The sequence below is a fragment of the Pyxidicoccus trucidator genome, from assembly GCF_010894435.1.
GTDB lineage: Bacteria > Myxococcota > Myxococcia > Myxococcales > Myxococcaceae > Myxococcus > Myxococcus trucidator.
In genome coordinates this window covers 86,744-107,915 of sequence record NZ_JAAIXZ010000011.1, presented here as the reverse complement: position 1 = coordinate 107,915, position 21,172 = coordinate 86,744, and the positions used below count along the sequence as shown (strand labels likewise).

At 70.1% G+C, this 21,172-nt stretch carries 15 protein-coding genes and 1 pseudogene; 9 read left to right on the top strand and 7 right to left on the bottom strand.

All coding sequences use genetic code 11. The features are described 5' to 3' along the window. Window positions 1-4: 4 nt before the first annotated feature. Window positions 5-1,759 carry a DNA polymerase/3'-5' exonuclease PolX gene (gene polX / locus G4D85_RS28455; RefSeq protein ID WP_164017160.1) on the bottom strand — a complete coding sequence of 585 codons (1,755 nt, stop codon included), beginning with the start codon at window positions 1,757-1,759 and terminating at the stop codon, window positions 5-7. 66 nt (window positions 1,760-1,825) lie between these two features. On the opposite strand from polX, the gene G4D85_RS28450 reads away from it, so the two are divergent. From G4D85_RS28450 to eutB, 7 genes are all read left to right on the top strand, one after another. Beyond that, a complete protein-coding gene (locus G4D85_RS28450; RefSeq protein WP_164017159.1) occupies window positions 1,826-2,143 on the top strand; it encodes a Rieske (2Fe-2S) protein in 318 nt (105 codons plus the stop codon). A 265-nt stretch (window positions 2,144-2,408) separates the two neighbouring features. Next, the gene (locus G4D85_RS28445; RefSeq protein ID WP_164017390.1) at window positions 2,409-2,876 is read left to right on the top strand and encodes a MogA/MoaB family molybdenum cofactor biosynthesis protein; all 468 of its coding nucleotides are present in this window, start codon (window positions 2,409-2,411) and stop codon (window positions 2,874-2,876) included. A gap of 182 nt (window positions 2,877-3,058) precedes the next feature. Continuing rightward, window positions 3,059-5,110, top strand: a complete 2,052-nt coding sequence (locus G4D85_RS28440) for a M20/M25/M40 family metallo-hydrolase (protein ID WP_164017158.1) — start codon at window positions 3,059-3,061, stop codon at window positions 5,108-5,110. A gap of 114 nt (window positions 5,111-5,224) precedes the next feature. Continuing rightward, window positions 5,225-6,217: a TIGR02757 family protein gene (locus G4D85_RS28435; RefSeq protein WP_205525751.1), complete on the top strand. Its 993-nt coding sequence runs from the start codon at window positions 5,225-5,227 to the stop codon at window positions 6,215-6,217. Window positions 6,218-6,308: 91 nt separating this feature from the next. Then, entirely contained in the window at window positions 6,309-8,201 is a 1,893-nt protein-coding gene (locus tag G4D85_RS28430) for an ATP-binding protein (protein ID WP_205525750.1), read from the top strand. Next, window positions 8,198-9,352 carry a dienelactone hydrolase family protein gene (locus tag G4D85_RS28425; RefSeq protein ID WP_164017157.1) on the top strand — a complete coding sequence of 385 codons (1,155 nt, stop codon included), beginning with the start codon at window positions 8,198-8,200 and terminating at the stop codon, window positions 9,350-9,352. Before G4D85_RS28430 ends, G4D85_RS28425 begins: the two co-directional genes overlap by 4 nt. 127 nt (window positions 9,353-9,479) lie before the next feature. Next, window positions 9,480-11,741, top strand: a complete 2,262-nt coding sequence (gene eutB / locus G4D85_RS28420) for an ethanolamine ammonia-lyase subunit EutB (RefSeq protein ID WP_164017156.1) — start codon at window positions 9,480-9,482, stop codon at window positions 11,739-11,741. A gap of 144 nt (window positions 11,742-11,885) precedes the next feature. Here eutB and G4D85_RS51015 read toward each other — a convergent pair. The 3 genes and pseudogenes from G4D85_RS51015 to G4D85_RS28405 all read right to left on the bottom strand — a co-directional run. Beyond that, a pseudogene (locus G4D85_RS51015) lies at window positions 11,886-12,032 on the bottom strand (tyrosine-type recombinase/integrase); the annotation flags it as partial. A gap of 148 nt (window positions 12,033-12,180) precedes the next feature. Continuing rightward, window positions 12,181-13,779, bottom strand: a complete 1,599-nt coding sequence (locus tag G4D85_RS28410; RefSeq protein ID WP_164017155.1) for a vWA domain-containing protein — start codon at window positions 13,777-13,779, stop codon at window positions 12,181-12,183. Between the two features lie 90 nt (window positions 13,780-13,869). Beyond that, window positions 13,870-14,475 (bottom strand): RNA polymerase sigma factor, encoded by a 606-nt coding sequence (locus tag G4D85_RS28405; protein WP_164017154.1) that lies wholly within the window; start codon window positions 14,473-14,475, stop codon window positions 13,870-13,872. A 751-nt stretch (window positions 14,476-15,226) separates the two neighbouring features. On the opposite strand from G4D85_RS28405, the gene G4D85_RS28400 reads away from it, so the two are divergent. After that, a complete protein-coding gene (locus G4D85_RS28400) occupies window positions 15,227-15,979 on the top strand; it encodes a hypothetical protein (protein ID WP_164017153.1) in 753 nt (250 codons plus the stop codon). A gap of 398 nt (window positions 15,980-16,377) precedes the next feature. Here the strand turns inward: G4D85_RS28400 and G4D85_RS28395 are convergent, their stop codons facing one another. Beyond that, window positions 16,378-17,865, bottom strand: coding sequence for a phytoene desaturase family protein (locus tag G4D85_RS28395; protein WP_164017152.1), 1,488 nt, complete (start codon window positions 17,863-17,865; stop codon window positions 16,378-16,380). 289 nt (window positions 17,866-18,154) lie between these two features. Then, window positions 18,155-19,024: a zinc metalloprotease gene (locus tag G4D85_RS28390; protein WP_164017151.1), complete on the bottom strand. Its 870-nt coding sequence runs from the start codon at window positions 19,022-19,024 to the stop codon at window positions 18,155-18,157. Between the two features lie 174 nt (window positions 19,025-19,198). On the opposite strand from G4D85_RS28390, the gene G4D85_RS28385 reads away from it, so the two are divergent. Continuing rightward, window positions 19,199-20,323: a tetratricopeptide repeat protein gene (locus G4D85_RS28385; RefSeq protein ID WP_240359545.1), complete on the top strand. Its 1,125-nt coding sequence runs from the start codon at window positions 19,199-19,201 to the stop codon at window positions 20,321-20,323. Window positions 20,324-20,356: 33 nt separating this feature from the next. Here the strand turns inward: G4D85_RS28385 and G4D85_RS28380 are convergent, their stop codons facing one another. Next, on the bottom strand, window positions 20,357-21,112 hold the full coding sequence (locus G4D85_RS28380) for an energy transducer TonB (protein ID WP_164017149.1): 756 nt from the start codon (window positions 21,110-21,112) through the stop codon (window positions 20,357-20,359). Window positions 21,113-21,172 lie beyond the last annotated feature (60 nt).

Here is a 21,172-nt window from a genome sequence, read left to right as displayed (position 1 = left end):
CCTATCACTGGCGGGCGCGCAGCGCGGCGAGGAAGCGGTCCGCCGGGAGCGTGTTCAGCACATCCGCCTTGCGCGCCCAGCCCCGGCGCGCGGTGGCCACGGCGTAGGCCAGGTTGCGCAGGTCCTCCTGCCGGTGCGCATCACAGCTCACCACCAGTCTCACGCCGAGCTGGACGGCCTGTCGGACGTACTCGGCCTTGATGTCCAGCCGCGCCGGCTTGCCGTTGACCTCCACCGCCACCCCGCGCGCGGCGGCCCGCTCCAGCACCTCGTCCATGCGCAGGGGGTAGGGCTCGCGGCTCTGGATGAGGCGGCCGGTGGGGTGCCCGAGGATGTGCAGGCACGGGTTGTCCAGCGCGGTGAGCACCCGCCGCGTCATCTGGTCCTCGTCCATGCCGTGCCGCACGTGGATGGAGCCGATGACCAGCTCCAACTGCTCCAGCACGCTGTCGGGGTAGTCGAGCGCGCCGTCCTCCAGGATGTCCACCTCGATGCCCTTGAGCAGGCGCACCCCGGGCACCGCCGCGTTGACGCGGTCGATTTCCTCCCACTGGCGCTTCAGGTCCTCCACCTTCAGGCCGCCGGCGTAGATGGCCGCCTGGCTGTGCTCGGTGATGGTGAGGTACTTCAGGCCCAGCGCCTGGGCGGCGAGCGCCATCTCCTCCAGCGAGTTCCTCCCGTCGGACCAGGTGCTGTGCGCATGCACCGCGCCCTGCACGTCCTCCAGGGTGACGAGGTCCTGGGGCAGGCGGCCTTCCCGCGCGGCCTCCACCTCGCCGTTGTCCTCGCGCAGCTCGGGGGGCACGTACTGCATGTCCAGCAGCGAGTAGATGGCGGCCTCGTCCGCCACGGGCACCTTCGTCCCGTCCTCGCGGTGCACGCCCCACTCCGAAATCTTCAGGCCCCGCTCGTGGCCCAGGTTGCGCAGGCGGATGTGGTGCGCCTTGGAGCCGGTGAAGTGGTGGAGCGCGGTGGCGAAGTCCTCGTCCGGCAGCACGCGCAGGTCCACTTGCAGGTCCCCCGCCGTCAGGCGCACGGAGCACTTGCTGCCGCCCTTGCCCAGCACCGTTGCCACGCCCGGGGCGTTGGCCAGCGCGTCCAGCACGGGCCCGGGGTCCGCCGCGGAGGCGATGATGTCCACGTCGGCCACGGTCTCCGCGCGGCGACGCACGCTGCCGCCCAGGCTGGCGCGCACCACGCCGGGGCTGGCCTTCACCTGCTCCAGCAGGGCCTCGGCCAGGGGCAGCGCTTCACCCAGGAGCTTCCGCTCTCCGCGAGCGCGCCGGAACACGGCGATGCCCTCGAGAATCTTCGCCTCGCTCTTCTCGCCGAAGCCGCGCAGCTGGCGCACGCGGCCCTCGCGGCACGCGCGCTCCAGGTCCTCGATGCTGCCCACGTCCAGCTCGCGCCAGAGGACGGCCACCTTCTTCGGGCCGATGTCCGGCAGCTTCACCAGCTCCAGCAGGCCCGGGGGGAACTTCGCCTTCAGCTCCTCGAAGTAGCCCAGCCGCCCCGTGGTCACCAGCTCGGTGATCTTCTCCGCGAGCGCGGGCCCGATTCCCGGCAGGCTCTCCAGGCGGCCTTCGGCGACGAGGGGGCCCAGCTCCTGGGGCAGCCCGGCGATGCGGTCGGCTCCCATGTCATACGCGCGGACGCGGTACCCGCCCTCCCCCTGGAGCTGGAGCAGGAGGGAGATGTCCCGGAGGACCTGGGCAACTGCCGTCTTGTCGACGGTGGGTGGGCTGACGTCTGGAGTCACGGAGGGAAGGTAATGCCCGGGGAACGGGGGTGCAGGCCGCACCGCATTATGGGAAAAGAGACCGCGATGACGAAGATCAAGCTGGGCCCGGCGGACTTCGCCGAGAGGGAAATGCGCGGTTACGAAGTCGGCAAGCGCAACGTGTGTATCGCGAAGATTCACGGCCGCTACAAGGGCCTCGATGATTGGTGCAACCACGCGGGCTGTCTGCTGTCGGGCGGCCGCATCGAGGAGAACATGGTCGTCTGCCCGTGCCACGAGGTCGGCTTCGACATGGACACGGGCCGCAACGAGACTTCCCCGGGCGTCTGTGACGACCAGCCGACAGTCTCCGTCGAGGTCCAGGACGGCACCCTCGTCGTCGAGCTGCCCGAGAACACCTGACGCGCCGCGCGCGCACCGGAGCATCCCCATGGCACACGACGACCACGACCACGACCATGACCACGGTCATGGCCATGAACACTCCCACGGGCACTCCCATCCCCACGAGCACGGGCCGGGGCACCCGCACCACGACCACGCGCATGACCACGAGCACGGGCATGACCACGGGCATGGGCACGAGCACCACCACCATCACCCGCACGGGCATGACCACGGGGCCTCGGGCTCGCAGGTGGCGGCCGAGCACAAGTCGCGGGCGCCGGTGCATGTGAGCGCCTTCGTGGTGACGTGCTCGGACAGCCGGGACGCGGCGCACGACGAGAGCGGGCGCGTGCTGCGCGACGCGCTGGAATCGGCGGGGCACCAGGTCGCCGGCTCCGTGGTGGTGAAGGACGACCCGGAGGCCATCCGCGGCGCGCTGGAGCAGGCGCGGGCGGCGGGCGCGCGGGCGGTGCTGTTCAACGGCGGGACGGGCATCGGCCGCCGCGACAGCACCGTGGAGACGCTCCAGGCACTGTTCGAGAAGGAGCTGCCGGGCTTCGGCGAAATCTTCCGGATGCTGTCGTACCGGCAGATTGGCAGCGCGGCCATGATGTCGCGGGCCACGGCGGGCACGTACCAGGGGATGATTCTCTTCGCCCTGCCGGGCTCGCCCCAGGCGGTGCGGCTCGCGCTGGACGCACTCATCCTTCCCGAGCTCGGCCACGCCGTCCGCGAGCTGACGCGCTGAGCCTGTTTCATCATTTTCTCAATTAATGACGCTTCCACCGGGTTGGGGTGGACTGCGGTTGTTTCAGGACCGAGGCCGATTCCCCGCTATCGCGGAAAATGTCACACTCACTGCGAAGGCAGGGAGTTCGCGCCTTCAGGTCCCGCAGCAGCCGTTCCCCCAGCATGGCAGTGGAGAAGCGTATGAACATGAAGCGCCTGGCTTCAGTGGTCCTGGTGCTTGGTAGTGTCCCGGCGTTTGCGAAGGCCCCCGAGGCAAGCGCCCCCGTAGCGAAGGCCCCGGCCCGCGACGTCTGGATTACCGTGGGCTCGGATGTCCTTCACGTCGTGAACGCGACGTTGGTCGGCTCCGGACTCGCGGCGCCGGAGCTCGTCGGACAGAAGGGCGAGGTCACCGCGCTGCGCGTGCCCGAGTCCCAGCTCAACCTCATCTCCCGGGCCATGCACGATAGCGCCAACCGGTGCAGCGGCTTCATCGCCCACGAGTCCGAGTCCGAGGCGCTGGCGGCGCTCGACGGCACGACCGCGGCGAAGGCCATGTCTTCGCTGGCCGTGACGTACACGGTGGACAACGCCGCGACGGTCAACGCGCTGCGAGTCGGCCTCGCGGAGATCCGGATCCGCAACACCATCAAGTACCTGTCCACCCAATTCACGACGCGCTACCACACGTCGACGACGGGCACGGCGGCGGCCAACTGGATCAAGACGCACTGGGAGGGCCTGGCGGCGGCGGCGGGGCGCAGCGACGTCACCGTGAGACTCGAGCCGCACCCCACGACGTCTCAGCCGTCGGTCATCCTGACCATTCCCGGCACCACGCTGTCGAACGAGATTGTCGTCCTCGGCGGGCACCTGGACTCCACCAGCTCCGGCAGCTCGGCGCCTGGCGCGGACGATGATGCGTCCGGTATCGCCACCCTCACCGAGGTGATTCGCATCGCGATGCTGCAGGGCTACCAGCCCCAGCGGACGGTGGAGTTCATGGGCTACGCCGCCGAGGAGGTGGGCCTGGTCGGCTCCAAGGACATCGCCAACAAGTACAAGGCCCTGAACAAGAACGTGGTGGGCGTGTTGCAGCTCGACATGACCAACTACAAGGGCTCGACGGTGGACGTGGCGATGATGACGGACAACACCAACGCCGCGCAGAACTCGTTCATCACCTCGCTCATCAGCACGTACTACAACACCGCGCCGAACCAGATCACCTGGACCAACTCGTCGTGCGGCTATGCGTGCTCGGACCACGCCTCGTGGACGAACGCGGGCTACGCGGCCTCGATTCCGTTCGAGGCCATCATGAACCAGCACAACTCCGCCATCCACACGGTCAACGACACGCTGCTGCGCAGCCAGGACCGGGCGGACCACGCGCTCAAGTTCGCGAAGGTCGCCGCGGCGTACCTGGCGGAGCTGGCCAAGGGCCCGGTGAGCCCGACGGACACCACGGCCCCGGCCGTGGCGCTGACGTCCCCGTCGTCCGGCGGCACGGTGACCGGCGCCGTCACCCTCACGGCGACGGCCACGGACACCAACGGCATCAACCTGGTGGAGTTCCTGGTCGATGGGGCGGTGGTGGGCACGGCCGACACGGCGCCCTACACGTTCTCCTGGCAAACGGGCGCCACGCCCAATGGCAGCCACACGGTGGCGGTGAGGGCGTATGACGGCGTGGGCCTCCCGGCGACGAGCACCCCCATCACCGTGACGGTGAGCAACAGCTCCAGCACGGCGGCCTACGACTCGACGCTGAAGGCGCCCCGGTGCGCCTCCGTCTCGTCCGTGTGTGACTCCGGCACGCTGCTCAACGGCCGCGGCGGCATGGGGCCCGAGGTCAACATGCCCAACACCGTCAACAGCTCGTGCGCGGACGGCCTGAATGGCGGGTACCACGTGGACGAGTCGAACGACCGCATCAAGGTGTCCACGCTGGACGGCACGCCGTTCGGCGCGGGCAAGACGGTGCGAATCGAGGCGACGGTCTGGGCTTACTCCATCACCGCCGACAAGCTGGACCTGTACTACACGGGGAACGCCGCCAGCCCGACGTGGACGTACATCACCACGCTGTCTCCGCCGGCCAAGGGCGTGCAGACGCTGACGACGACCTACACGCTGCCCTCGGGCACCGTGCAGGCGGTGCGCGCGCGCTTCCGCTACAACGGCAGCGTCGCCGCGTGCGGCACCGGCTCGTACAACGACCACGACGACCTCATCTTCGCGGTCCAGTAGCAAAGCAGTGTCCGCTCCCCTTCCTCCGCTGCGAGGGAGGGGAGCACGGGCCGCGAGCGCCCGGGAAGCCCGACCCCCGGGCAGCCGTTGCAGGAGTCATTTGGAGCTTCCGACGTGACATCGCGCCCACCCCGGCGCCCGGGCCGTGACACCGGATTGAGCCCCCAGGCGGCCGAGCACCTGCGCCCCAGGCTGGACGCCTTCCTGGCCGCGACCGACACCCGCGCCCGCATCGGCTTCGACCCGGTGGAGTTCCCCCACCGCTACACCGACGCGCGTGACATCGAGGTCAGCGCCCTGCTCGCCGCGGCGCTGGCCTACGGCCGCGCGGACCTCTTCCGCCCCAAGGTGGACTCCCTCCTCCGGCGCATGGGGCCCTCACCGGCCGCCTTCGTGCGCGCGCTGGACGTCCCCGGCGCCGCCGCGCTGCTCGCGGGCTTCGTCTACCGTTTCAACGTGGGCACCGACGTCGCCGTGCTGCTGCTGGGCATGGGCCGCGCGCTGCGCGAGCACGGCAGCCTGGAGGCCCTCTTCGTCCGGGGGCTCGAGGCGCGGGGCTCGCTGCACGGCGCGCTGGACGCCTTCACCACCGGCCTGCGCGACGTCCCCATGGACGCGCTGCGCGCGACGCTGGGGCCGGAGCGCGGCCTGCACCACCTGCTGCCCTCACCCCTGGGCGCGGGCGCCGCCAAGCGGCTCAACCTCTTCCTCCGGTGGATGGTGCGCGGCCCCGACGCGGTGGACTTCGGCATCTGGAAGCGCGTGCCGCCCGCCACGCTCCTCATCCCCCTGGACACGCATATCGGCCGCATCTCCCAGCACCTGGGCCTCACCCGGCGCAAGGACCTGACGTGGCGCACCGCCGAGGAAGTCACGGCCTCCCTGCGCGCCCTGGATGCCGCCGACCCCGTCCGCTACGACTTCGCCCTGTGCCACTACGGCATGAGCGGCGCCTGCCCGGCCCAGCCCGTGGCCGAGAACTGCGCGCGCTGCCCGCTGTTGCCCGCCTGTGGCGTGGGCCCTGGCGTGGTGGCGGCAGCGACCCGGCGGGTCCGCGCAACCACCCGCCAGCGGAGCCAACCGCTCTCGGGAGTCCGGCGACGTTGACCGCTTCGCCCCGAGGCGCTGCAATCCATGAAGTGGCCCTTCGTCTGCAAGGAGGGTCCTCAGCCCTATCCGGGGCCAGGGAGTGACACGGGTGCACGCAACGCTGGTGGCCGTACCCTTCGCAGTGGCGGAGGAAGTCGAGCGCGGGTTGCGCGAGTCCGAAGCGGGCCGTGGCTGCTACGTGCTGCACGTCTCCGAGGCCCTGCCCGCGGGCTCCATGACGGAAGGGCTGCTCATTGCCTGGGACGACGGAGGCCCGCTGGAAGAGGCCCTCGCGCGCTGCCGCTCGCTCCATGAGTCCCGCGTCCCCTCGCACACGCACCTGGTGGTGCTGACCACGCGGCCTCCCTCGGAGACCGAGGCGCTGGCCAGCTCTGGCGCCGACGAGTGCGTGGCGCCGCCGGGCTCTCACTGGGGCGTGCGGCTGGAGTCGCTGAAACGCCGCCTCCAGGTGGAGCACGCGCGCATCAAGGCCCAGGACCTGCAGCGCACCGCGGACTTCCTGCGCAGCGCGCTCGACGCGGTGCCGGACCCGCTCTTCGTGAAGGACCGGCAGCACCGGTGGGTGGCCGTCAACAGCGCGTTCTGCCAGTTCATGGGCCGGAGCGCGGAAGAGCTGCTGGGCCGCTCGGACTACGACTTCGTCCCCGCCCACGAGGCGGACGTCTTCTGGCGGAAGGACGAGCAGGTCTTCCGCTCCAGCCGCACCGACGAGAACGAGGAGGGCTTCACAGACAGGGAGGGCCGGCCGCACACCCTGGTGACGAAGAAGGCCGCCTTCACCAGCGCGGGCGGTGAGCCGTTCCTCGTCGCCATCATCCGCGACGTCACGGACCGCAAGCACCTGGAGTCGCAGCTGCTGGTCGCCGAGCGCATGGCCTCGGTGGGCACGCTGGCGGCCGGCGTGGCGCACGAAATCAACAACCCGCTGGCCTACGTGAGCTCCAACCTCTCGTACCTGCGGGAGCGGCTGGCCCAGCCCGCGCTGACCTCGGAGCAGCTCCCGGAGCTGCGGGAGGTGTTGGCGGAGGCGGAGGAGGGGGCCGGGCGCGTCGTCTCCATCGTCCGGGACTTGCGCACCTTCGCCCGCGCGGACGAGGACCGCCTCGCCCCGGTGGACGTGGCGCGTGTCGTGGACGCCGCGCTCCGGCTGGTGCGCAACGAGCTGTCTCACCGCGCGCGCCTGGTGTGCACGCTGGAGCCTGTGCCGCGGGTCCATGGCAACGACGTGCGCCTGAGCCAGGTCCTCGTCAACCTGCTGGTGAATGCCATGCAGGCGCTGCCGGAGCGGCCGGTGGAGGAGAACGAGGTGCGCGTGTCCCTGCGCACCAGCCGCACCGGCCAGGTGGAGCTGGAGGTGGCGGACAACGGGCGGGGCATGCCGCCGGAGGTGCGGCGCCGCATCTTCGACCCCTTCTTCACCACCAAGGCCGTGGGAGAGGGCACCGGGCTGGGGCTGTCCATCTGCCTCACCCTGGTGCAGGCGATGGGCGGGCGCATCGAGGTCTCCAGCATTCCGGAGCGCGGGAGCTCGTTCCGCGTGGTGCTGCCCGCGCTCGCGGCGGAGGTGGCGGCCCCACTGGCGGGGGCAAAGCCCCGCCCGCCGCTCCCGACGGTGCCCCGCAGGCGGCTGCTGCTCATCGACGATGAGCCCTCCGTGGGTCGCTCGGTGAGCCGCCTGGTGCGCGACATGTACGAGGTCCGCGCCGTCCAGGGTGGGCGCGAGGCGCTCCAATTGCTGTCCTCGGGGGAGCGTTTCGATGCCATCCTCTGTGACTTGATGATGCCGGGCATGACCGGGATGGAGTTCGTGGTGGAGCTGGAGCGACTGTCACCGGAGCTGGTGCCGCACACCGGGCTGATGACGGGCGGCGCCTTCACCCCGCAGGCCCGCGAGTTCGTGGGCCGCCACTCGCGCGAGCTGCTGGAGAAGCCCTTCGAGCGTGAGCGCCTGTGCACCTTCGTGGAGCACCTGCTTCAATGAGCCGTACCGGCCGGAGGACCCTGGCCGCGTCGCTGGCGGTGCTGCTGGCCCTGGCGGTGTGGGCGGGGCCGGAGCGGCTGCGGGGGCTGGCCTTCGTGGTGCGCGCCGCGGGCATGCAGGGCGGCGCGGCCGAGTCGCTCGCGCGCTGGCGCACGGTGCCCTTCGACGTGAGTGACGTGCGCGTGCCCACGCGCCATGGCCCGGTGCGCGCCCGGCTGTACCGCCCCCTGGAGCGGCGGGGCCGCACGGTGGTGCTCACCTCGGGCGTGCACGCGGACGGCATCGACGAGCCGCGCCTGGTGAAGCTGGCCGGGGACCTGGCCATGGGCGGGCAGTGGGTGCTCACCCCCGAGCCGCCGGACCTGCTGCGCTACGAAATCACCCCGCGCCTGCCGGACGTCATCGAGGACGCCGCCGCGTGGGCCTCGGCGCAGCCGGACCTGGCGCCCGACGGGAAGGTGGACCTCTTCGGCATCAGCTTCTCCGGCGGGCTGTCCGTGGTGGCCTCGGGGCGGCCGGCGCTGAAGGGAAGGGTGGCGGCCACGCTCTCGTTCGGCGGGCATGGCGACCTGCCCCGGGTACTGGCCTTCCTGTGCACGGGGGAGCTGCCGGACGGCACCCGCCTGACGCCGCACGACTACGGCGTGGTGGTCATCCTCCTCAACGTCGCGGACCGGCTGGTGCCACCCGAGCAGGTGGAGCCGCTGCGCGCGGCCATCCGCACCTTCCTGCGCGCCTCGCACCTGACGCTCACCGACAAGGCGCTCGCGGAGCAGACCTTCGCCCGGGCGCGGACGCTGCAAGCGGAGCTGCCCGAGCCGGCCGCCACGCTGATGGGGCACGTGAATACCCGGAACGTGGAGGCGCTGGGGCCGCTGCTGCTGCCGTACGCGAAGGCCTTCGCCGCGGACCCGTCGCTGTCACCGGCCCGCTCTCCGGCGCCGGGCTCGCCCGTCTACCTGCTGCATGGCGCGGGCGACACGGTGATTCCCGCCATGGAGTCCGTGCTGCTGGCCGAGGCGTTGCGGCCCCACACGGAGGTGCACCAGCTGGCCACGCCCCTCATCTCCCACGCGGAGGTGGACCGGCAGGCGGACGCGGCGGACGTGTGGCGGCTGGTGGGCTTCTGGTCTGCCCTGCTCGACGAGTGACGCGGGCGCTTGGGACCGCAACGAATCCGTTCCACGAATACGGAACGGGCGGCCGGGCGTTACACAGGCGACACCCGAACACGTGCATGGCTTCCGGAATGGCTCGCCGGATACATTGTCCCGCGCCATGAGCGTGAGCCTCCGCGACGTCCTCACCGGCGAGGACGTTTTCGGCTACATCCACCGGGTCCAGGGTTCTTTCGACGGGCGCCTCTACCAGCAGATTCTGGGCGCGGCCAACGCCTTCAAGGAAGGCGACGCCGCCCTCGGCATCGCCGCGGCGGACGACGTCTCGCGTGCGCAGGCGCGCGCGCTGCTCTCCCGCACGAAGCTGGGCGCCATCCACTCGCACCCGCCGTTCGAGGACCGGCTGCACGCGTTCATGCTGGAGGCGCTGGACGGGGAGCTGATGCCCCGGCTGGCCGAGTGGACGCTGGGGCAGCTCAAGCGCTTCCTGCTCACCGCGCCCGAGGCGGAGGTCCACGCCATCCTCGGCGGGCTGGGCAGCGACGTCATCGCCTGTGTCGTGAAGCTGATGAGCGACGCGGAGCTGACGGCGGTGGGGGCTCGCATCTTCCACCCGTTGCCGGGGAGCAAGCTGGGCGCGAAGGGCTACCTGGGGGCGCGGCTGCAGCCCAACTCGCCCACGGACCACCCGGACGACATCCGCTGGCAGGTCTTCAACGGCTGGTCCTTCGCGGTGGGGGACGTGGTTCTGGGCACGAATCCGGTGTCCTCGGTGCCCGCGTCGGTGGCGGCGGTGGAGTCGGCGCTGCACGACATCCTCGCCACCTTCGGGCTCACGGAGGTGATGCCCCACTGCGTGCTCTCGCACATCGACGTGCAGGCGCAGGTGGAGGCGAAGCAGCCAGGCACCACGGGCATCTGGTTCCAGAGCCTCGGGGGTAACGAGGCCTCCAACCGCACCTTCGACGTGACGATTGAGAAGATGGTCGCGCATGCGGCCCGCCGCACCGGGAAGTTCGGGCTCTACCTCGAGACGGGGCAGGGCGCGGACGCGACGAACGGGCACCACCACGGCTGCGACATGCTCATCCACGAGTCGCGCAAGTACGGCTTCGCGCGGGCGCTGAAGGCGCGCGTGGCGCTGGCGCAGCTCGGGGCGGGGCGGGCGCCGGAGCCGTGGGTGCACGTGAATGACGTGGCGGGCTTCATCGGGCCGGAGGTGTTCCGCACCCGCGAGCAGCTTGTGCGCTGCTGCCTGGAAGACATTGTCATGGGCAAGCTGCACGGGCTGATGATTGGCCTGGACGTCTGCTCCACGCTGCACATGGACGTGTCGCTGGATGACCTGGGCTGGTGCCTGGAGCAGGTGGCCCCGGCGGGCCCCGGCTACCTCATGGCGCTGCCCACGCGGAACGACCCGATGCTCAGCTACCTGACGACGGCGTTCCAGGACCACGTCCGGCTGCGGGAGAAGTTCGGCCTCAAGGTGGATGACCGGATGTGGGCCTTCTTCCAGGACCTGGGCGTCATCGACGCGCAGGGCGGGCCTACGGAGCACTTCGGGAATCCGGCGTGGGTGTACCTCCAGTACCGGCGGCGCAAGGGGGACACGCGCCCGGACGCGGAGGTGCTCGCGGAGGCGAAGCGGGAGATGGCCGCGGTGCGCGAGCGCAGCGTGCCGCTGGCGGTGGGGCACGGGGAGCGGACGTACGATTTGGACCCGGCGCTGGAGCGGGAGCTCCACGCGCTGTACGAGGACGCGAAGGCGGGCCTCTGGTCCGAGCTGTCCGAGGCGGCGGTGGCGCGGCTTCCGGACGTGGTGCCGCTGCGGACGTGCTCGGAGGACCGGCGCGACTACATCCTGCACCCGCCGTCGGGGGAGCGGCTGGATTCAGCGTCCGAGCTGGCGGTGCGGATGCTGCGGCTGCGGCAGGCCGGGCAGTGGGACGCGCAGCTTGTCATCTCGGACGGGCTGGACGCGCGCTCGCTGATGGACGAGGGGCACCTGCTGCCGTTCGTCACCGAGCTGCGGCGGGAGCTGGCGGCGGCGGGCTGGCGCGTGGCGCCCGAGCACCTGGTGGTGAAGTACGGCCGCGTGCGCGCGGGGTACCAGGTGGGGGAGCTGCTCTTCGGAGACACGGAGGAGTCTGCGCCGCGAGCGCTGGTGCACGTCATCGGCGAGCGGCCGGGCTCCGGGCACCATGCCTTCTCCGCGTACCTCAGCGCGCCCTCGGCGCGAGCGTGGGGACTGCAGGGCAGGGTGGACCACGACATTACCCGGCTGATTGCCGGCATCTCCGACACGAGCGTGCGGCCGGAGGCGGCGGCGCGCGAGGCGGTGCGCATCCTCGCGGAGCTGGCTTCTTCCGCGCTCCATGAGCCGCCCACGGTGGGTGGTTCCATGGAGGCTCGGGGCGCGTAGGCCCCGCAGAGGGCTTGAGCAAACGCCTCTTGGGGCAGGGGGCTCGAGTTTGGAATCGCTGTCCCAGGTGCAGCGGTGTCTTGGTTCAGCCGGTTGGCGCGCGGTCCTGTCGCACCGGAGGGCACGGGTTCAAGTCCCGTACTCCTGTTCCTGGGCCAGTGCGAGCAACTTGTGCAGCACGGTCAGGACGTCGTTGATGGACTTGAGGCTCAGGAGCTTCACCCCGGAGCCCTTGCGCTTGCGCAGGGACTCCTTTGAGGGGGCGTCCTTCCTTCCGGGAATGCCCAAGGGGCTCGCGAAGTACCACTCGGACCAGGTCGCACAGGAGCCCAGGTCCGCTTCCGCCGTGGCCAGCATCTCGGCCTCCAGCGCCGCCGAAGGAGTGCCCCTCGGCGGCGCGGGGAAGCAAGGTGGGGCGCTCAGGCCCCCGCGTCCGACGTCAGGGGACGCTGGAGTCGGTGAGCAGGTAGCTCACCGTGCCCGAGCACGAGAGGCTGGAGAAGCAACCCGCGCGGACCTCCGACTGGCCGGCGCCGGTGGTCGGAACGAGGTAGGAGATATACGAGAGGTTGCCGCAGGCCTGGTCATTCAGGGCCACCTGCGTGCCAGTGCTGCCGAAGAGCCGCAGGAAGGTGTCACCCACGCCCGAGGAACCGGGCACGGTGCAGGTGCCGACCTGGATGCGCTGACCCGGGCGCAGATAGACGGGGCGGTTGGTCGTGTTGACGGTGGCGTTGCTGGTGTTCGCCGCCGAGTAGTTGAACGCGCCGCTGATGGTGTAGGCCGCCGTGCCGCTGCAGGGGTTGTTGGCGAAGCAGCCGACGCGGACCTGGTACGTGCCCGTCGCGGGCGCGGTGTACGTGATTTTGGAGAGGAGCCCGCAGCCGTCGTCGCTCGCGGCGACCTCCGTGCCCGTCAGGCCGAACAGGCGCATGGAGGTGTCACCCGTGGCCGAGGCGCCGGTGACGCCGCAGGTGCCCACCGTGAGGGTCTCCCCGGCGAGCAGGTAGATGCCCTGGTTCGCCGTGTTGACGGTGGCGTTGTTGGTGCCGCTCACGCTGAAGGTGTACTTGTTGCCCGTCGTTCCGGTGTAGGGCATGGGGCAACTCGTCGAGCTCGAACACGGATAGGCCGTATTGTTGTCCTTGGCCCGGCGGTACTCGCCTCCCGACACGGCCGCCAGCGCGGAGAAGAGCTTGTCCTCACAGGCCGCGACGCCGCTGCACGTGGCGGTGGCGGTGAAGTCCGTCTGGCCGGAGGGCGCGAACTCCAGGTCCGTCGCGGACACCCAGTAGCTGGTGCTCGTCTTCACCAGCTTGGTGGTCGCCTGGTTGTAGACCGCGTTCTGCCAGGTGCCCGACGTCAGGGGGTCACCCGACGGCAGCTTGACCCCCGTCGCGTTCTTGATGCAAGGGGTCGAGTTGCTCGAGTTCTCATAGCCGTCCGTGGCGATGTACAGGTTGGTGACCTGGCCCGCCTCCTGGATCGACAGGTTGTCGATGGCCCAGCACATGGCATCCGCCAGCGGCGTGTTCTCCGTGGTACAGCCGAGGGTCTCCACGGAGTTGATGGCCGCATGGGCGGTGGCGCGGCTCACGTAGCCCTTGGTGTGCTTCGTGGTGGTGGCGCCATGGAAGCTCCACACCGCGACGTGGGTCCGCCCCTGCTCGTCGAAGAGCTTGTCCAGCTCGATGCGCGCCTGCCGGATGGCGTCCACGCAGCGGGTGTTGCTCGTGCTGGTGCGGACCGTCCCCATGGAGCCCGAGCGGTCGATGAGAATCATGCCGAGCTTGTCGCCCGGGGCCAGCTCCGCCCGGGGGTCGCCGAAGGACTCCTCCGCCTGGACCAATTGGGTGCGGGACCCATCGCTGGGCACCTCCATGACCTTCACGGGCTCCTCGGCCACCAGGGGCTGGGCCTGGGGCGCCGGCTCCGGCTGGGACGGGGTGTCCGCCCCGGCGTCTCCTTCGGCGCCACAGGCGGAAATCATCGGCACGGCCAGGGCACACATCAGCAATTGCTTGAGCGAGCGCTTCACGGAGGCTCCATCAAACGGCGGGTGGGGTGGGGCACTGCGGCTGATAAAGCGTCTGGCGTCAGCAATTCGGGACATTTTTCTTTTCGACAGTCATTGCCCAGCCGTGTCGTAAGGGCTTCCCCTTACAAGCCGTGTGCTGCGTTTGCGGGCCCGGCTCACGAAGCGCTCCAGCAGCCGGTGCACCGTCTTGCGTGACAGGTCCAGCCCTTCCCCCACTTCCGTCAGCGTCTGCCCCTCCACGAAGTGGAGCACCGCCACCTGGAGGGTGCGCGGGCACTCGCCGCGGGTGAGCAGCGAGAGGTCCTTCGCCGCCTCGATGCGCCTGGCGCCTCCCTCCTGCGAGGACTCCACCGGGTGCGCCTCCGGCTCGGGTTTTCCCTCGGGGCCGAACCAGCGGGCCCGGTGGCGCAGCCGGTCGATGGCCAGGCTCGTGGCCATCTGGTACAGCAGCGACGCCGACTCCCGGGGCGAGCGCATGGGCGCCAATTGCTCCACCAGCGCGACGAAGGTGTCCTGCGTCACGTCGCGCGCGTCGTCGGCGTCCTTCAGCAGGAACATGGCCCGCCGGTAGACGCCCCCCCCGAAGCGCCGGTACAGCCCCGCGATGAGCAGCGCCGGCTGCTGACTGGCAATGCCAGCCTCCGCGCGCTCCTCCGCTGGATATTGACTGTCTGGATTGTTGTTTTTGGCTGTCACTGTATTCACCCCGCATGAGGACAGACAGCGTTGCGAGGCTTTCAAGGGAACGCCGCGTCCGGCCGGCCCTCGGGCACGGCCAGCGTGGACCTGTTCCAGACGGCTCCGGTGTCCCCCTCCTCCCCCTTGATGCCTTGCGCACCCCATGAACGGGAGGGCCCCGGACTCTTCGTTAAAAACCACATTTTCTCGGAACGCGGGACTGGGCCGGTCATGGCGGGCCCGCCCCGGCGCCGGACGTGGAAAAGCCCAGCAAGCCGTTGAGCTTGCTGGGCTTTGGGGTGGAGCAGCGGGGACGGCTCAGAGCGTCTTCATGTACTCGATGAGGGCCCAGCGCTCTCAGCAGCGATAGGCTCGTCGACGCGCCGTCATTCACGCCCCCTACCTGCCACGCTCCACGCTCCTCGGCACCCTGGGCTGGACCGGGCGCTTACCTCGCTGCGGCGGCATCCTGCCGACCCCGCCTGCTTCCTCGCTCACGGACCCCATCAAGTGCGGGAGAGCCACGAAACCGGGGCAAGCCCAATGGGAGTACGCGTACTGACGATGTGGCTGCCAATCGGGAACGCGTTTCCTTTGAACGCGATTGCGTCCATCGAAGACGCAGTTGTGCGGGGCGCGCAGGTCATGCCAGGGGATGCCTTCTCGAACCGCCCCGAGGTTCATCCTGGTACGTCACTTGCTGCTGGGTGAACGTGGTTCCCAGGCAACCGCCTGAGGGCCTCGAAGTCACCAGCGTATAGGAGGCACTATGAGCGAACAGACTCTCCTCTCGCAGCACGACGTCGAACGATTCCAGAACCAGACGGCGGATGCCATTCGGAGCGCCGCGGTGCTCGCCCAGATGCGCGCCGACATGGTCGGCCCGAGGCCGCTGAGAGGCGGCGCCGGCGGTCCGCAGATCCCGAAGTTTCCCGATATCTTCCAGGGGGCGAGGATCTGGGCTCGCTTCGCCGAGGAGTCCGCGCGCAACGGCGACACCTTCGCCCAGTTCTCCGGCGCCGTCGCCGGGCTGGCGGGAAGTGAACTCATCGGGCAGACACAGCGCATGATCCAGGCGGGCCAGGCGGATCCGCGCCTCGTGAGCAATCTTCAGCAGCGCCTCGGATCCAAGGCCCCGGGGGGGCACAACACCCTGCAGATAGGGATCGTGTCGGGCGCCAAGGTCGGCGCCGGCATCGGCGGGATCACGGGCGTGGCGCTCCCGCTGCACGAGGGCAGCAAGGTGAAATGGTTCTCCGGCGCCGAGGCATCCGTTGGAGTGGTCATCGAGTGGGAAGCGGCCGCGATCTCGATCGGCGCGAAGCTGGCCTTTCCACACGAGCTGAAAGGCGAGTTCTGGGGCGCCCACGTCGGTCTTCACGTCGGGGCCGGCCTCGGATTCAACATCTTCTTCAGCGCCGACGACAAGCTGAAGTACGAAGGGTTTTCCTACTCGATCGGCGCGGGTCTCGGCGGCGGCGTGGCGCTCCTCGCCGGGTTCGAGATCGTGACGTCCGACTGATGACCCGGCCGTCCAGTAGTAGGCGCGACCCTGCGCCCAGTTGATCGACTTCAACGCTCGTGAGACCCCCGAAAACATCGTTGTCCTGACGACCGGCACTATTTGTACGACCCTGTCGATGGCCGGAACCGTCTGGCGTTCGACTGACGGCGCGGAGCGGGTTGTTCGGGAACACGACGCAGATGTTCCTGATCGACCGGATTGTCGACCAACTCATCAAGATGAAGCCTGAAGGCGGCTGGGGTATCACTACTCGCAAAGTGCCGGTCAGATAGGGCATGGCCTACCAGGTCTGAGTCAGGTATGGCCATGAACACGCAGGTGCGCGCGGCCTGTTGAACGAGTCCGTCGAGTGGACACTGCTTCCACCGTCCAGGCGAAGGGGTTGGAGTGAGGCTTCAGCTCCGGGAGGCGATGCTTGCCGCCGTGCGCACGCCGCCCACCGCCGTGGCCAGCGTGCTCTGCCCGGGGAACACCGAGTCACCCACGAGCCACAGCCCGTCCATCACCTGCATGGGGCCCAGGTTCCGGTAGTTCCCCAGCCCCGCGCGCCGGGGCACTCCGCCCACCGCGCCGCCCTCCCGCTGCGTGAAGCGCTGATACGTGCGCGGTGACGCCGTCATCGTGTGCGTGAGGCCCGCCATCCACTCGGGCGCGAGCTGCTCCAGGCCCTGGTGCATGCGCTCCTGGATGCAGCGCATGTACGGCGCCTGTTCCTCCGCGGACATGCCCGCCAGCGTCTTCAGCGGCACGTGCGTGGACACCGTCACCGTGCGGTGACCCTCGGGCGCGCGGCCCTCGTCCTTCGCGCCGCTGATGGACATGAACAGGTGGTTGCCTTCGATGAAGGGCGCGCCCGTGTCCTTCACCAGCTCCAGGTGGTGCGCGCTGCCGTCCCCGTGCTCCGGCGCCTTCACCACGAGGTACAGCATCGCCGCGCCCCAGCCCTCCTCGATGCGCTCGGACATCGCTCCCAGCCCGGGGAGCTGTTCGGGTGGCATTCCCAGCAGCCGTGTCACGCCCCTCGGCAGCAGGTTGGCCACGACGTGCCGCGCCAGCAGCTCGCCCTTCCGCGTCGCCACGCTCCAGCCTCCGGACACCCGGGCAACGCCCTTCACCCGGTTGGCCAGCAGCACCGTTCCGCCGCGCGCCTCCACGGCTCTCGCCATCGCCTCCGCCAGCTTCCCGATGCCACCCCGCACATGCCCCGTGCCACGCCAGTAGTAGTCCATGGCCGCCAGGGCGAACGGTGCCTCCGCCTCCGCCGCGCTGCACTGCACGGTGATTTGACAGAGCGCATCCAGGTACGTGCGCAGCGGAGCGAAGCCGGCGAGCCCCAGGTGCTCCAGCACCGCGCCCAGGGGCCGCCCCATCCACCGCAACAGCGGGGCGTACCGGAGCACCCGTCCCGAGTGGCGCAGCAGCGCCTTCACATCCAGCGGCGGTAGCAGCGCCGGGTCATCGAACAGCGGCCACAGCGCCTCGGCCACCTGTGCCTGCAACGCGAACAGGCGCCGGATTCCGGCGACGGGCGCACCGGGCAGGGCGCACAGCGACTCGATGAAGCGGGCCTTGTCCCGGAACACGGGCAGCCGCAGCTCCGGCGTGCGCAGCTCCACCACCGGGTCCAGCCAGTCCACCGTCACGGCCATGCCGTGCTCGCGAATCCACCGCCCGAAGAGCTGGTGCGGCTCGAAGCCGGAGAACAGCGTGGCCCCGGCCTCGAAGGCATGGCCCTCTCGCCGGAAGGTGCTGGCGCAGCCGCCGGGGTAGTTCAGCGTCTCGCACAGCGCCACGCGAGCGCCTCGCCGCGTCAGCTCCAGCGCCGTGGCAAGCCCGCCGAAGCCCGCGCCTACCACCACCGCGTCGTACCAGGTGCTCGACATCGTCCATGCCGGGAACCCGAGGCCGGCCGGCCCCCGGCCAGAGAGGCCCGCCCGTGTGCCTTGGTACCGCGACCCTGGCCCGGTGCGGCGTCCCGCTACTAACGAAGGTGTCCCCCTCGTGCGAGTCTTTCCACGCACCCAGGGGCCCCCATCCGCCCGAAGGAGGACGCCACCGAGGTGCCCAACGGGCAGGCGGGCCTGGGACTCAGCCCCAGGGCGACAGTACCTCCGAGCCCCACGGGCAGGCGGGCACGGAGGCCCGCCCGCCCTCGACTTCCCGCCGCGTGGTTCAGCGGTAGGTGAGCGCCATGCTGTCCATGCGAGCGGACTGGCCGGGCGTGAACTCGAACATGCAGCGGTCGTCCGTGTAGCTCATGTAGTTGTGGATGGGGTCCGGTCCGGGGTCGGCCGGGCACGTGTCCAGTCCATCGGTGCAGGCGAAGGAGGAGCCGCTGGCCCTCGGCGTGTCCGCCACGCCGTCATCCAACGAGCAGCCCTGGTTCGTGTGATTCAGGCCCAGCCAGTGCCCCACCTCGTGCACGGCGCTGTCCCCTTCGTTGAAGGGCGCCGTCGTGCCGCCCGGCACCGTCGAGTTCAGCATCACCACGCCGTCGTTCACCGGGCTGGAGGTGTAGCTCCAGGGGAACGTCGCCCAGCCGAGCAGCCCGCCTCCGGGATTCGCGAGGTACAGGTTGAGCGACTCCTTGCCGCCCCGGCGCAGCGCGGTCTTCGCCGTCCGCTCCGCCGAGCTGCCCGGGGACATCGTGTACCAGGTGAGGTTCGTGGTCCGGGTGATGGCCGTCAGCTCGAGGGCGAAGGGCGTGCCGCTGAACGCACTGCGAAGCACCTCGAACTGCGCGCGCACCACCGTGTCCGGCACGTCCCCGTTCGCCGTCCCCGTCCCCTTGCGGATGACGTGGATGTACGTGGGCACGCGCACCGAGCCCGGCAGGCGCATCGCGCTCACCGCGTGCTCCGCCAGCTCCGCGTCCACCCGTGCCAGCTCCGCGGTGTCCGCCACCTCCGTGGCACACCATGCGGCGGTGGCCTCGGCGACTTCTGGTGCCAGGGGCTCCAGCTCACCGCCACAGCCTCCGGCCATCAGGCCCCCCACGACGAGTGCCAGCGTGCTGCCTCGCTTCATCCACTGCATTCGCATGACCCCTCCTGTGTGTGTCGTTACGGTCGTGAACCGGAGAGAACCGTACTCTCCGTCACTGACGGAAAACGAGGCGCACTGCGACAGGCCATGTCTTTTCATTTCGGGTGCGCGGTGACCCGGCTTCCGGGGCGTAGACTGGCCGCGCCTCCACCACCGAAAGGGCACGCCCTCTTGAATCGCTCACTCATCGCCATCGGCTGTGCGCTCTTCCTGGGTTGTGCCTCCACGCCGAAGCCCGCGGCCACGAAGGGGACGGAAGCGACGGAGACGCCCGCCTCTGCCTCGGGGCCCGGGCAGCCGGAGTTCCTCTCCCCCGCGGAAATCGTGAAGCGCCTGGAGGCGTCGAAGGTCTCCTACCGCGTCGAGGGCAAGGACTCGCCGCCGGGAGGCTGGGCGGAGCCGCTGTGGCCCCAGCGCGTGAAGGTCGTGGAGTTCCCCCGCGTGGTGGTGGAGCGCGGCGAGCGCGTCATCCGCGAGTGGCCCGAGCACGCCGGAGCGCGGAAGCTGCTCGACGAGGCCGAGCCGCACTTCCAGGCCAGGCGCTATGACGAGGCGGGGAAGCTCTACGCGCGCGCCACCGAGGTCTGCCCTGACTGCTACATGGCCTGGAACTTCCGCGGGGACGCGGCCTACTTCGCTGGCGACGTGCCCACCGCGCTGGAGCACTACCGCAAGGCCAGCGCGCTCAACCCGGATGACCACCGCTCGTGGTTCTTCCAGGGCAATGCGCTCGCGAAGCTGGGGCGCTTCGACGAAGCGCTCGACGCCTGGGCGTGGTGCCTGGTGCTCAGCCCGCGCTACCCCGTCATCCGCCAGTTCTTCCGCAACAACTCGCAGCTGGGGCTCATCATCCGCGAGGACTCCATCGTCCCCCGTGGCTACGCGGAGCGGGCTGGCGAGGACATCTCCATCCAGTTCGACCCGAACCACGACCCGGCCTGGTTCGCCTTCGCCAACTGCAAGGCACTGTGGCTGGGAGAGCCGTCCCACCGCCAGGAGATGACCGGCTCCACGGAGGAGCACTTCTCCTCCGTGGAGGAGCTGGAGTGCCTGGGCTCCGCGCTCGTCGTCCACGAGGGCATGAAGGAGCAGGGAAAGGCGGAAGCGTCAGACCCCACCCTGGACCGCCTGTACGCCGTGGCCCAGGACGGCATGCTGCTGGAGGCGGTGCTCTTCGAGGTGGGCTCCCGCGTCCACCCGCAGATTTCCCTCACCCTGGAGGATGCCACCCGCCAGCGCCTCAAGGCCTACGTGCTCAAGCACGTGCTGGTTCCGGTGGGTGGCATCACCCTCTGACGAGGTCTCCAGCGCGACGACCTCTGACGAGGCCTACCGGGGCAACGAGAGGCGGACGGTGAAGACGTAGGACACGCTCACGGCCCGCCCCTGGTACGTCACCGGGCGGTAGCGCCGGCTCTCCAGGGCGTCCACCACCGACTCGTCCATGTGCGGCAGGCCCTTGATGAGGCGGCAGTCCCGCACGCGGCCCTCCACGGTGACGACGCACTTGGCGATGAGCGTGCCTTCCACGCGGGCCGCGCGGGCCGCGGGGGTGTAGTCGATGGGGGTGCCGCCCATCAGCACCGGCGGCGTCATGCCCTGGCCGAACTGGAGCACCTCGGTGCCCGTGCCGCCCTGGCCCGTGCCTCCCGTGAGGCCGGGGATGAGCGGCACGCCGATGGCCGTGCTGTTCTCGTCGCCATCCGGGTGGCCACCGGCGACGCCCTCGCCCGGCTCCGCCGTCTCGTCGGTGTTGCCAGTGTCAGGGGCGGTGGGCTCCACGGGTGCCGGGGGCTCCGTCGGCAGCGGCTGGACCTGGGTGGGGGCGCGGTCCTTGTTGCGCGGCTTCCGGGGCGGCTGGCTGTTGGCCTGCTTCGGCGCGGCGGGCGCCGGAGAGCCCTTCGCCAGGTTGGGGCCCGGGTTCAGCTTGAGGACGTATTCCTTCTCCGGCTCCGGCGGCAGCTCCGCGGGCCTCGCGGAGATGACGAGCACGGCGGCGAACAGCGCCACGTGCACCCCGATGGACACCCACACCCCCGTGCCAAGACGTCCTGCCCTCTGCCGCTCGATGACTGACCTGAACATTGTGGAAGGCCTCCTCCAAGGACGATGCTCCCGGTGTCCGGCCGCTCCCCTACGGCCGGA